Annotated in this window: 13 protein-coding genes and 2 tRNA genes; 6 read left to right on the top strand and 9 right to left on the bottom strand. The window is 43.1% G+C overall.

Annotated elements, in window-relative coordinates:
• The first annotated feature begins 115 nt into the window (after positions 1-115).
• Positions 116-205, top strand: a tRNA-Ser gene (locus E0H88_RS00475).
• A 301-nt stretch (positions 206-506) separates the two neighbouring features.
• On the opposite strand, the gene E0H88_RS00480 is transcribed toward E0H88_RS00475, so the two are convergent.
• Positions 507-764, bottom strand: coding sequence for a hypothetical protein (locus tag E0H88_RS00480; RefSeq protein ID WP_131272698.1), 258 nt, complete (start codon positions 762-764; stop codon positions 507-509).
• Positions 765-892: 128 nt separating this feature from the next.
• Positions 893-1,084, bottom strand: a complete 192-nt coding sequence (locus E0H88_RS00485) for a hypothetical protein (protein WP_092820451.1) — start codon at positions 1,082-1,084, stop codon at positions 893-895.
• Positions 1,085-1,469: 385 nt separating this feature from the next.
• On the opposite strand from E0H88_RS00485, the gene E0H88_RS00490 reads away from it, so the two are divergent.
• Together E0H88_RS00490 and E0H88_RS00495 are read left to right on the top strand one after the other, a co-directional pair.
• Complete coding sequence (locus E0H88_RS00490) at positions 1,470-1,697, top strand: hypothetical protein (RefSeq protein WP_092820453.1); 228 nt, start codon at positions 1,470-1,472, stop codon at positions 1,695-1,697.
• A gap of 140 nt (positions 1,698-1,837) precedes the next feature.
• A tRNA-Thr gene (locus E0H88_RS00495) sits at positions 1,838-1,913 on the top strand.
• Between the two features lie 80 nt (positions 1,914-1,993).
• Here the strand turns inward: E0H88_RS00495 and E0H88_RS00500 are convergent.
• The 3 genes from E0H88_RS00500 to E0H88_RS00510 form a co-directional block, all read right to left on the bottom strand.
• Positions 1,994-2,827 (bottom strand): SAM-dependent methyltransferase, encoded by an 834-nt coding sequence (locus E0H88_RS00500; RefSeq protein ID WP_131272699.1) that lies wholly within the window; start codon positions 2,825-2,827, stop codon positions 1,994-1,996.
• A gap of 3 nt (positions 2,828-2,830) precedes the next feature.
• Positions 2,831-4,129, bottom strand: coding sequence for an FAD-dependent oxidoreductase (locus E0H88_RS00505; RefSeq protein WP_131272700.1), 1,299 nt, complete (start codon positions 4,127-4,129; stop codon positions 2,831-2,833).
• Positions 4,130-4,558: 429 nt separating this feature from the next.
• Positions 4,559-5,446 carry a pirin family protein gene (locus tag E0H88_RS00510; protein ID WP_131272701.1) on the bottom strand — a complete coding sequence of 296 codons (888 nt, stop codon included), beginning with the start codon at positions 5,444-5,446 and terminating at the stop codon, positions 4,559-4,561.
• 315 nt (positions 5,447-5,761) lie between these two features.
• On the opposite strand from E0H88_RS00510, the gene ycaC reads away from it, so the two are divergent.
• Both ycaC and E0H88_RS00520 read left to right on the top strand, forming a co-directional pair.
• Positions 5,762-6,388 carry an isochorismate family cysteine hydrolase YcaC gene (gene ycaC, locus E0H88_RS00515; RefSeq protein WP_131272702.1) on the top strand — a complete coding sequence of 209 codons (627 nt, stop codon included), beginning with the start codon at positions 5,762-5,764 and terminating at the stop codon, positions 6,386-6,388.
• A gap of 122 nt (positions 6,389-6,510) precedes the next feature.
• Positions 6,511-7,434, top strand: a complete 924-nt coding sequence (locus tag E0H88_RS00520; protein ID WP_131272703.1) for a LysR substrate-binding domain-containing protein — start codon at positions 6,511-6,513, stop codon at positions 7,432-7,434.
• A gap of 73 nt (positions 7,435-7,507) precedes the next feature.
• On the opposite strand, the gene ahpC is transcribed toward E0H88_RS00520, so the two are convergent.
• Positions 7,508-8,071, bottom strand: coding sequence for an alkyl hydroperoxide reductase subunit C (gene ahpC, locus E0H88_RS00525; protein WP_092820458.1), 564 nt, complete (start codon positions 8,069-8,071; stop codon positions 7,508-7,510).
• A gap of 138 nt (positions 8,072-8,209) precedes the next feature.
• Positions 8,210-8,860: a TetR/AcrR family transcriptional regulator gene (locus E0H88_RS00530; RefSeq protein WP_131272840.1), complete on the bottom strand. Its 651-nt coding sequence runs from the start codon at positions 8,858-8,860 to the stop codon at positions 8,210-8,212.
• Positions 8,861-8,999: 139 nt separating this feature from the next.
• On the opposite strand from E0H88_RS00530, the gene E0H88_RS00535 reads away from it, so the two are divergent.
• Positions 9,000-9,464: a hotdog fold domain-containing protein gene (locus E0H88_RS00535; RefSeq protein ID WP_131272704.1), complete on the top strand. Its 465-nt coding sequence runs from the start codon at positions 9,000-9,002 to the stop codon at positions 9,462-9,464.
• Between the two features lie 90 nt (positions 9,465-9,554).
• Here the strand turns inward: E0H88_RS00535 and ssb are convergent, their stop codons facing one another.
• Both ssb and E0H88_RS00545 read right to left on the bottom strand, forming a co-directional pair.
• A complete protein-coding gene (gene ssb / locus E0H88_RS00540) occupies positions 9,555-10,142 on the bottom strand; it encodes a single-stranded DNA-binding protein (RefSeq protein ID WP_131272705.1) in 588 nt (195 codons plus the stop codon).
• A gap of 51 nt (positions 10,143-10,193) precedes the next feature.
• The gene (locus tag E0H88_RS00545) at positions 10,194-11,558 is read right to left on the bottom strand and encodes an MFS transporter (RefSeq protein WP_131272706.1); all 1,365 of its coding nucleotides are present in this window, start codon (positions 11,556-11,558) and stop codon (positions 10,194-10,196) included.
• Positions 11,559-11,631 lie beyond the last annotated feature (73 nt).

Consider the following 11,631-nt stretch of genomic DNA (forward strand, 5'->3'; position numbering starts at 1 on the left):
TCTTCGTTTTGAACACTATTTTTTCGCAATGATATCACCGAGCAAAAACTTTTGCTCTAAATCAATTGTTTCAACTTGGCAGAGCAGCTTTTTTTCGCTATTATCGCGCTCCAATGGTGAGGTGTCCGAGTGGCTGAAGGAGCACGCCTGGAAAGTGTGTATACGTTTGCGCGTATCGAGGGTTCGAATCCCTCTCTCACCGCCAAATTCGATGTTTACGGTAGTGTGCCGTAGTGTAAAAGGCTTAAACTTCAATAGTTTAAGCCTTTTTTATCGTATCCTATTCAGCAAAAATACCCAGCGATTCTAAAACCGTAAAAATAAACGGGGAAAAATCGTCAAGATTGAGATCTTTATATTATCTACTACGGCTTAATAAGCTCAGACCAGGCTAGCGGATGTAATATTAAGCAGCCAACTTCGCCTCTATATAATTGATATTTAAAAAGGATTCAAACAGAAAACAACTGAGCAACTGCTTTTCTATTTCACATGGTTTTGAAACATTATTTATCTTCAAAATATTTCTGACATCCCTGAAAAAATTCCTCATTGAAATTCATGGCGGGATCGTCTTTGTCATCATCGCATTGATCTACAGATTTAAGATGGTCTTGTGCATAGCGATAGCCGTAATACTGTTCGCTCCCTTCTTGAAAACCGCCAAATTCCTCTTTTTTCATGGATTGAACATACAGCAATGCAGCAATAACGATAAGGATAAGTACCACTACAGCAATGATCATTTTGGCCTGTTTTGTCATCTTATGTATTTCCCTTTAGCCGATTAATAAATAATACCCATCAAACCCTCTAGCCAGAAAAATCCGTTTATCTTCAACGATGAAGTGATAAGAACCGGAACCTTCATGCAAAACACGCAAAAAATGCGTTACTTCTGTTGTCTGATTGGATTTTCAGGCTGTTCATTCGGCTTTTTTTGCGGATTGAATGTTTCGATATGCTGGTCCGGTTGGTCCGGTTGAGGGTTAGGTGGATTAGGGTATTTCTGCTGATCAGGATTTTCAGTTAAAGGAACAGGCTGTTTTTGCTGGTCTGGTTGTGGGTTATCTTGTGCGGTCATGTTTATCTATCCTGTGCATTGCTATTGATCGCTTGCGCTACATCAGCATTAATCTACACCTTAAAGTTCATTCACTAACGCCAGCTATGTTTCAATTTCCATCATTGTAAATGTAATGTCTCTAGATAATTGATCTGCAACAACTTCGATGTAACCCCCTTCACATTGATTACCAAAAGCCATCAAAGCTTGGGATTTCATTAACATGTCACATAAATGGCACAATTTCTGCACGCTATTATTTCGAGTCCACAAACTAAACAAAACTATTGAAATATGATCATATAAATGCAATATTTCCATGATAACAATCATATAACAGAGCCTGAAGTCGACCTATACAAGCACATTGAACACATAGAAAAACTGCTATTCGGGAGTAGATATGAATACCAGCAATAATTATGTCAAACAAATCAAGAATGCTAAACGTGGTGGTTATACTCCAACAATTGCCAAGGATATTAATAAACATAAAATTCAAAAAGCCCTCCGACTGATCGAACAATGGCGCAAACTCGCCGACGAACTTAAACCACAAATGCAAATCGATATGGCTTTAACCCTGGAAGAATGTGCTCAAGACCTGGACCAGATTTTAAGGAGCAAATAACCGGTTCAATCGCAACAGGACATGAATGTGAATAGCGGATGTAGAGGGTGATGGAGAATAGCCGGTTCCATTCACCCGATCCAACCGTTCATTTTTTGGCTTGCGTTTTCAAAAAAAATCGCTATTATTCTCTGCACGTTGCCGGCATAGCTCAGTTGGTAGAGCAACTGACTTGTAATCAGTAGGTCCACAGTTCGAATCCGTGTGCCGGCACCATTTTATACTTAGCCTCGCTTTTTAGTGGGGCTTTGTTGTTTTTGCACTTAGCTTTTAAAAACTAAAATATTGCTCCATGCTCAGGCATTCTTTTTCGCACTGATCTGTACATAATTGACCAACCCATCCTGATACAGCTGCTGACAGAGCTTTGCGGTCATGCGAATCTTAAAGGCATCCATCGCTGTGCCCTGCTGCGGCAATAGCTGCAAATGTTGCACATAGCTTACAAATCCCTGCAAAACGGCTTTGGATAAATCCCGAATTTCAATGTCGCTAAAATCATGTTGCTGCAAGGTCTGCTCCAAGAGCGGTGCGGTCATTAAATGTTCCAGATTCACATCAGCAGCCTTGAGCAGCCATCTGTATTTTTGCTGTTGCAGTCCATTTAAATTCGACCATTGCTCGGACAGCATTAAATAATGAAAGCCCAGTCGGCCTTGTGAATTTAAAACACTGCCGACTGAATCGAGAAATGAATTCAGATTGGAATGATAGGCAGCATCAATACACAGCACCACATCAAAGCGCTGTTTGAAAGAAATCTGCTTTAAATTTAAAAAGGATTGCGGGTAAATGGCCGCAATGTGCGGAAAATGTTTTTGAATTTGAATGACACAACTGGCTTGTAATTCTACCGCTTCAATATGCTGAACCCGATAGTGCTGTTGCCAGTACAGCAGGCTTGCTCCCTGGCCACAGCCTAAATCCAATAAACAGTCATTTGAATTTAAAGCTACTGCTTGCGCCAGTTGATCTGCCAATTGGCGGCAAGCTTCTGGATAGGAAGATCTTGCATCCTCCCAATAGCCCAGATTGCTCCAGGCGAGGACAGCATCATCTCCTAACTGTTTGGCATTGATTGCGTATTTATGTTGAGGAAGTTTCTGCCGAATCGCTTGAAGCCATTTCATGTCTTAGTAGCCGAGTTGTGGGGCAACCTCAACTTTAGGTTTTAATCCAACAAACGGCAATGGGGCATTCAGAATTTCCGCAATATTCATTGCTGAAGTCACTGCCGATTCCAAAAGCGGCAAACCATCACAAGACCAGGAACCACAATAGTACACTTTACGGTTTAGATCTTTATGACGGGCCTGCAGCTCTTTATTTAAAGCTACGGTTTGTGAATCCACCACAGCACGGGTTAAGGTGACTGACGAGATGATTTTTTTCGGGTCAATCTCCGTCACCGGCTGCCAGGTCTGGAACACTGGATTTTTACCGACCAGACTCGGCTCGACCGAATTCAGCCATACGGTAAACTGCTGACGGGTAAATTTACGATCCATCATATAACTGAGTACCGCCCAATCTTTACGTTTGGGTGGCATTACGGTTTGGTCAGTGTGGATCACCAATTGGCCCTGTTCAAATTTGAATTTCTTTAACAGCGCAATATCATCTGCAAATTGTTCATTATTTAAAAACGTTTCAATTTTATTGGTCGGCGTGGCCACAATGACACGATCAAAAATGCGTTGCTCACCCAACGCATTTTCAACCACAACACCCTGTTCTTGTTCTTTGACTTGGGTAATGGCAGAACTGTCATGAATTTCAATGCCTTTAATCAGCTTGTTTACCAGTGCCGGTGTGCCCCCCTGAATACGCAGTAAAGCATCGCCATCCGTCAATTGACGCAAGAATGTCAATAAAGGTTTTGCCGGCCATTCGCCAATGGTTTTCGGGTTACAGGTACAAATGGTATACAGTACAGGCATCACTGCACCATGCCAGAACACTTCTTCAATATCATTATTATTGATAAATTCAGCCAGAGTAATCTCCTGATTCTTTGATTTGAAGAATCGGGTGATGGCCGCTTTCAGTTGCAGCATGCCTTTAACCATGCGCCAGCCATATTGCTGAATGCCTTTCCGGTTATTAATAATCGGAAAATTGCCAATACGGCTGCGTGATGTAGTCAACCAGGTTTCAGTGCGGTCTTCAAACAACCAGCTGCATGCCATATAGGTACGAACAGGAAAAGTGGGTATACCCAAATAGGTTGCCAAACTCAGGGTATTTTTCCACAAATGCGGGTTCATGACGCGTAAGGGCGCATCAATCAGGCCACCTTCGAATTTAATGCTATGGCTATCCATACCACGACCAGGTAACGCTTCAAAAATAGTAATGCTATGACCTGCATCTTTAAGAATTCTTGCGGTAGCTAGCCCAGCCATGCCACTGCCAATAACTGCAATATCCAAAATTATTATCCGTCAGTTACACATAAGATTCTTGAAATTATGAACCAAGCGAGATTAAAAGGTGGTATTAAAATATTCCAGAATGTATGTTTTTAACAAAACTCATCATGAAGCGTCTAAAGTAAAAAATTACCTTTATTTATATAGAAAAAACCTTTTAAAAAATTCAATAAATTGTTTTATTTTTCAAATATAAATAATAAAAAACCTTTAAAAAAAGCAATATATATTAACCGTTTTTATAACAAACGTTTTACAAAATCCTCTAATATTATTATGATACATAACGCAAAAACTTGATAACTCCATCACGTTTTCCTCAGCTCCAACTATACAAATATGCTGACAACAAAAAAATTCTGTTCGCAAAAAAGCCCCTCAATTTTTAGGGGGCTCTTTCTTTTTCACTCAGCTCCGATGAATACCGACTTAACCTGCAACCGGTATTTCACCGAATTTACCACTATTGAAATCATTAAATGCTTGAATGATTTCATCTTTGCTATTCATCACAAAAGGTCCGTAGCCTTGAATTGGCTCATTTAACGGTTGACCGGTCAGCAGCAAGAATTTGCTGTCTTGCAGTGCTTCAAGTCGAATATCGGCTTCGCCATCTTGAGCAAACATCACAATCGAGCTGTCTTGTACATGCTGCGTTCCGTTCAGCTGCATTTCGCCAGACAACACCACAAGCAGTACATTGTGATCCACAGGAACATGCAGATGCTGAACCTGCCCGGCTTTTAATTGGCCATCCCAGACATTGACCGGAGTATGGGTGGAAGCAGGACCCTGATGTTCTGCATGACCGTCCATATAGCGGCCGGCGATCACCCGGATATGCCCTGCACCGTGTTCAAATTCAATGACCGGGATGTCCTTTGCTGCAATCGCCTGATATTTCGGTGCGGTCATTTTGTCTGCTGCAGGCAGGTTGACCCACAGCTGTACCATTTCAAACAGGCCGCCTTTTTGGGCAAACTCAGCCGAATGAAATTCTTCATGCACCAGACCTGCTCCTGCCGTCATCCATTGCACATCACCGCTTTGAATGGTCCCGCCGCTGCCCGCCGAGTCCTTATGCGTCACTTCACCCTGATAGGCAAGGGTCACGGTTTCAAAACCGCGATGCGGATGGGAACCGACACCATGCTGCTGCATCGTTGGGCTAAAATGGTAGGGTGCTGCATAGTCCAAAAGTAAAAATGGACTGATCGCCTGCCCTAAACGGTCATAGGAAAACAGGTTTTTTACCGGAAAGCCATCACCCACCCAATGCATGTTCTGGTTACGGTAAACGCCAATAATTTTTTTCATCTTTTAAACTCCTATATTCTTGATAGGATGAACATGGACTTATATTAGTGCTTTCATTGTTCTGAATATAGAGTGACATTAATACACACTGTCCTACAAACAAGACAAAATGACTTTATCGAATAATCATCAAGTTTAAATATTTAGAAAAAAGCCTCATATTTATAAATTATCCTATTTTTATGATTAACCTTCTCGGAATCAGCACTTCCATTGTCCTATTTTGACACTTAGCATAAAAAATATCACGACATCGCCACACTTCTGTTTTCGGTTGATGTCAGGATGTTTTTCATCACAACAAGGAATAGGAAAATGAGCAAGCCTTACATTCGTTTAGATAAAGAGAATGCAGCGGTTCTTCTGGTGGATCATCAAACCGGTCTGTTATCACTGGTACGCGACATCGATCCGGACAAATTTAAAAATAACGTATTGGCCCTGGCTGCAGCAGCCAAATATTTCATTCTTCCAACGATTTTAACCACCAGTTTTGAACAGGGCCCTAATGGTCCATTGGTACCCGAACTGAAAGAGATGTTTCCGGATGCGCCTTATATCGCCCGTCCCGGTCAAATTAATGCCTGGGACAATGAAGACTTCGTTAAAGCGGTAAAAGCCACAGGTAAAAAACAGCTGATTATTGCCGGTGTGGTGACTGAAGTCTGTGTCGCCTTCCCGGCACTTTCAGCGCTTGAAGAAGATTTTGAAGTGTTCGTGATTACCGATGCTTCCGGCACCTTTAACCCTTTAACCCGTGATTCTGCCTGGAATCGCATGTCTAATGCCGGCGCGCAACTGATGACCTGGTTTGGAGCTGCCTGTGAATTGCACCGTGACTGGCGTAATGACATTGAAGGTTTGGGTACCCTGTTCTCCAATCACATCCCGGATTATCGCAACCTGATCAACAGCTATAACCAGCACAGCGCTCAAAAATAACCCTCGTCTTTTTAAAATAGGCGGTCTTCGGATCGCTTATTTTGTCTTATTCAATATCCGTTATCTGGCTGATTTTCAGCTAGAATAACGGTTATTCCCTGGTCCTGTTTTGAGCATGATGTATGCATTCATTTGATGATTATTATTACTTTTTCCTGGTGGTTAAACACGGGGGATTTAGTGCAGCAAGTGAAGCCAGCAATATCACCAAATCAAAACTCAGCCGACGCATTTTAGATCTGGAACACCAGTTTAATGTCAGCCTGATTCAGCGTTCCACCCGTCATTTTAAAGTGACGCCTTTGGGACAGGAATTTTATGAGGAATGTTGCAAGGTCATTGCGCAGGTCGAATGTGCCAATCATGTCTTGCTGAAACAGAAAAGCGAACCACAAGGCCTGATCAAAATCAGCTGCCCTGCACTGATGATGCATTTCCAGGTACGAACTTTACTCAACCAGTTTTTAAAAGATTATCCCAAAGTCCAGATTGAACTGGAGCTGACCAGCCGCCGTGTCGACCTGCTGCATGATGATATCGACCTGGCTATTCGCACCAATTTTCAGGCCAATGAAGACTCCAGCCTGATTGTCCGTGACGTGATTAAAACCACGCATTGTCTGGTGGCCAGTCCGGAACTGCTACAGGGACGGCAAATCCGGCATTTCACCGAATTGCATGAATTTCCAAGCATTGTTCTCGGTACGCAAAAATCACAATATTACTGGCATTTACACAATCGCGAACATGATGAGGTGATTGACATTCCGCTGCAACCGCGGATCAAAAGCAATGATCTGGCAGGGGTTTATTACGCGGTACGTGACGGTTTGGGCATTGCCGACTTGCCCTATTTGGCGGTTGAACAGGACATCCAGCAAGGCAGGCTGATTCATATTTTACCGGAATGGTGCTCAAATTTAGGTACAGTGCAACTGGTCTATGCTTCGCGTAAAGGGCAACGTCTGGTGATGGAAAAACTGATTGATTACTTGATCAAAGGTCTAAAAGATTTAGCCAGGGATCACCTCGGCTATACGCCTTAATTTTCAAACAATAGACATAAAAAAATCCAGAACCGAAGTCCTGGATTTTTTAGAAGATTATTTTAACTTGAGATTAGATTTTACCGATCAGGTCGATTGAAGGTGCAAGGGTAGCATCACCTTCTTTCCATTTAGCCGGACACACTTCACCTGGGTGAGCATGGACATATTGTGCAGCTTTCACTTTACGCAGGAGTTCTTGCGCATCACGGCCAATACCGCCAGCATTGATTTCGATAATCTGGATTTTGCCTTCCGGGTCAATCACGAAAGTGCCACGGTCAGCCAAACCTTCAGCTTCGATGAGCACTTCGAAGTTTTTTGCCAAGGTCCAGGTTGGGTCACCCACCATGCTGTACTGGATTTTCTTGATTTCCTCAGAAGAATCGTGCCAGGCTTTATGAGTGAAATGGGTATCTGTCGATACTGAATAGATTTCTACGCCCATTTTCTGGAATTCAGCATAATTATCAGCTAAATCGCCAAGTTCTGTTGGACAAACGAAAGTGAAATCTGCAGGATAGAAAAATACCACGGACCATTTTCCGATCATGTCCTGTTCAGACACCTGGATGAATTCACCGTTTTTATATGCTGTTGCGTTGAATGGCTTTACTTCAGTATTGATTAAACTCATGAGATATCCTCTAGCTCGTTTCTGGGATTGCTTATCTGGTGAAGCTAGAATACGAAAGTTTTTTAAATAGGTAAAACCGTACTTTTTTATAAAAATGATCGATTTTTTAGATTTAAAAATTCTATCTTATGCTCTGTTCTAATCGCTGTAGCCAATTTTAGCGTAAGAAGGAAACTGCGTAATTGAATGCCAAGCTGCATCAATCAAAGCCTGCTTATAGAGAATGGGAGAAGTACTGACTTTGCGTGATAACCAGGCACGGCAATAACTTTCAGTTGCACCCAGCATTAAAGAGAACAGCAATTCACGCGGAATTTTTGCAAGCTGTGCAAGGTCTTCATCTGTCTGCTTTTTCAGCCAGTCAAATACCGCCTGATTGCGTTGCTGGTTTTGTGCAGCAATTTCTGCGTGCTGCCCTGCCCCTAAACTCATGCGTGCCATAAACAGGAAGCGGGCAAAGTCAGGGTTCTGCACCACCCAATCGATATATTGGCCAATAATGACAGCCATCCCCTGCTGCACGCCTTGGGCTTGCTGTAATGCAGCTGTGCGCTGCTGCATCTGATCTTGTAAAGCTGCACTAAAAAGTGCTCCGACTAGGCCTTCCTTGTTTTTAAAATGATGATAAATCGCACCCACACTACTGTCTGCACGCTCACGAATCATTTCAATGCTGGTCGCTTCAATCGTGAATTCAGAAAAGCAGTCTAAAGCATGCTGTAGCAAAATGCGCTTCAGTTCGGCACGGCGTCCAGGATAAATACGGTGGAATAAATCGGCTTGCTGCATATCCATATGCTTCGATACATGATGAGAACAGGCAAAATCATAGACCATTTATTACCGAAAAGCAGTCACTTATGCCAAATAACAGAATATTATTCTGTATTAGAATGATTTTCTTAAAATGATAAGAAGGAATTCTCTGATGAGCCAAGCACTAAAAATATGGAACACATTGGCCAATAAGCCTGCCGGGAAATGGACATTTTCTAAAATGCTGTGCTTAAAAGCGCCTTATTTCAGCAGCATTTCACCACTATTTGAAAGACTTGAACCCGAATACTGCGAAATCAGGATGAAAAAGCACCGCGCTGTGCTGAATCATCTGGGCACGGTACATGCTATTGCCATGTGCAATATGGCAGAGCTTGCCGGAGGAACCATGACCGATGCCACCGTTCCTGCTACGCATCGCTGGATTCCCAAAGGCATGCAGGTGGAATATCTGAAAAAAGCCAATACCGATTTGGTTGCAGTTGCCACCCCGCTGCAAGCCAATTTTCCCTGGAACGCAGGCAGTGATTATCCAGTTCAGGTTGAAGTCAAAGATACCAATCAGGATGTGGTGTTCCGTGCCATCATCACCATGTGGGTTTCTGCCAAAAAATAAGCGTTCATCCTAAACTACTGATCAACCGCCCATTAAAAAACCCTCCACAATGGAAGGGTTTTAAAGATGACTTGCCGTTTTAATTAAAAGTTAGAACGGTAAATCATCATCTAGATCTGCCGGCGCAGCTGCTGCCGGTGCAGGCTGCTGTTTTGGTGCAAAACCGCCTGGGTTGTTGTTGCCATAACCATTACCCGGATTGTTCTGGTTGTTATAACCGCCCTGATTGCCATAACCGCCCTGGTTGTTATTATTGTTGTTATAACCGCCGCCTTGATTATTATTGAAACGTGGCTGGTTATAACCGGCGTTATCGCCACCTGCAGCTTGTTCACCTTGCTGACGGTTGCTATCTAACATTTGCATCTGTTCACCACGAATTTCTGTGGTGTAGCGTTCCTGACCGCTTTGGTCTGTCCACTGACGCGTACGCAATGAACCTTCAATATAAACTTTTGAACCCTTACGTAGATATTGCTGTGCAATTTCACCCAAGCGGTTATGCAACACAATACGATGCCATTCAGTTTGTTCTTTACGCTCACCCGTATTTTTATCAGTCCACGAATCGCTGGTTGCAATTGAAAACTGAGTCAGAGAACCACCATTTGGAAAAGTTTTGGTTTCAGGATCTTTACCTAAAGTTCCAACTAAAATAACTTTATTAACACCACGCATCAGACGTACACTTCCTATTTATTTCTATATTTTACTTTATAAGAGTTATGCTTAAATGGCTACCTCTTTACCCAACAACTGCGTTAAATCTTGTCGCGCAGCTTCATCTATCAGCTGTTTATCAATTTTAACATAAGCAAATTGCTGGTCGGACATCACCACAACCTCTTCAATACCACGAATCGCCAAAAGTTGAGAAGTCCACTCATCCGTTTGTTTTGTCTCGGGCAAGGCCAATACCAGTGAGGAAAGATAGCGCGGCTGGGCCAAGCTAAAGCTGATCAATAACCAGAGCACCGCGATCCCCGCCAGGATGCCCCAACCTATCGAGGTATTATTTAGTAACAAGAGTTGACCGCCAATCATGCCCCCAAAAAATGCCCCTAAAAACTGGCTACTGGAATTGATGCCCATAGCCGTGGCTTTAGACTGGATTGGTGCAGATTTGGATAGCCATGAAGGCAGCAAGGCCTCCATGACGTTAAAGGCAATAAAGAATAATCCCAAACCTGCCAATAAAACATATTTGGATTCATAGCCAAAAATCAGCACCAGCAGACCCAGTACAATTCCAGCAATTGCAGTCAGGAAAATACCGCGCATTTTGCGATATTTTTCCGCCAGAATAATACTCGGAAAGGCAAAAAACAGGCTAATAATGAGCAGTGGCAGATACACCAGACCATGACTGGATAAGGGAATGCCGGCAAACTGAATCAGTTGCGATGGCATATATACAAACATCGCGGTCAGCAACAGATGCAAGGCAAAAATTGAAACATGCAGACGGTTTAAATCGCCCATTTTCAACACCTGTTTTAGCTGTGCTACATAGCCTTGCTGGTAATTTTTATGATGACGGGTCACTTTAGGGACAAATAACAGCATCGATATGGCAGCCAAACCCATAAGGGTGGTCACCCAGAACAGTCCGGAAATACCGACCAGACTGGTCAGCCAAGGTCCCAGACTGAAGGCCACCATAAAGGATACGCCAATGCTCATGCCCATCACAGCCATGGCCTTGCTGCGCTGTTCTTCACGGGTGACATCGGCCAAAAGTGCCATCACCACCGCTGAAACTGCACCACCACCGGCAATGGCACGGCCAATGATGACGCCATAAATGGTTTCGGACATTGCCGCAACCGCACCACCAAGAGCAAACAGCAACAAGCCCAGAATGATCAAAGGTTTACGACTAAAGCGGTCGGCCAGCAGGCTAAAAGGAATCTGTAAAATGGCCTGGGTTAAACCATAGACCCCGACGGCTAATCCAATCAGTGCAGGGGTTGCCCCTTGATATGACTGTCCTGCTATAGAAAATACAGGAATAATCATGAACAGGCCCAACATACGCAGTGCAAAAATACTGCTTAAGGCAAAGGTTGAACGGCGTTCTAAAGCATTCATCATATCAATTGGCTTAGGTCTATAAGTTTTATTTCAATGGATTATCCTACAACATTCATCTTACAAATGCTGATTT

This window comes from Acinetobacter sp. ANC 4216, assembly GCF_004331195.1.
GTDB lineage: Bacteria > Pseudomonadota > Gammaproteobacteria > Pseudomonadales > Moraxellaceae > Acinetobacter > Acinetobacter kookii.

What these genes read in the sequence shown, in the direction of transcription:
- E0H88_RS00480 (WP_131272698.1), bottom strand. Translation starts at nt 764, where the DNA reads ATGACAAAACAGGCCAAAATGATCATTGCTGTAGTGGTACTTATCCTT.
- E0H88_RS00485 (WP_092820451.1), bottom strand. Translation starts at nt 1,084, where the DNA reads ATGACCGCACAAGATAACCCACAACCAGACCAGCAAAAACAGCCTGTT.
- E0H88_RS00490 (WP_092820453.1), top strand. Translation starts at nt 1,470, where the DNA reads ATGAATACCAGCAATAATTATGTCAAACAAATCAAGAATGCTAAACGT.
- E0H88_RS00500 (WP_131272699.1), bottom strand. Translation starts at nt 2,827, where the DNA reads ATGAAATGGCTTCAAGCGATTCGGCAGAAACTTCCTCAACATAAATAC.
- E0H88_RS00510 (WP_131272701.1), bottom strand. Translation starts at nt 5,446, where the DNA reads ATGAAAAAAATTATTGGCGTTTACCGTAACCAGAACATGCATTGGGTG.
- ycaC (WP_131272702.1), top strand. Translation starts at nt 5,762, where the DNA reads ATGAGCAAGCCTTACATTCGTTTAGATAAAGAGAATGCAGCGGTTCTT.
- E0H88_RS00520 (WP_131272703.1), top strand. Translation starts at nt 6,511, where the DNA reads ATGCATTCATTTGATGATTATTATTACTTTTTCCTGGTGGTTAAACAC.
- ahpC (WP_092820458.1), bottom strand. Translation starts at nt 8,071, where the DNA reads ATGAGTTTAATCAATACTGAAGTAAAGCCATTCAACGCAACAGCATAT.
- E0H88_RS00530 (WP_131272840.1), bottom strand. Translation starts at nt 8,860, where the DNA reads ATGCAGCAAGCCGATTTATTCCACCGTATTTATCCTGGACGCCGTGCC.
- E0H88_RS00535 (WP_131272704.1), top strand. Translation starts at nt 9,000, where the DNA reads ATGAGCCAAGCACTAAAAATATGGAACACATTGGCCAATAAGCCTGCC.
- ssb (WP_131272705.1), bottom strand. Translation starts at nt 10,142, where the DNA reads ATGCGTGGTGTTAATAAAGTTATTTTAGTTGGAACTTTAGGTAAAGAT.
- E0H88_RS00545 (WP_131272706.1), bottom strand. Translation starts at nt 11,558, where the DNA reads ATGATGAATGCTTTAGAACGCCGTTCAACCTTTGCCTTAAGCAGTATT.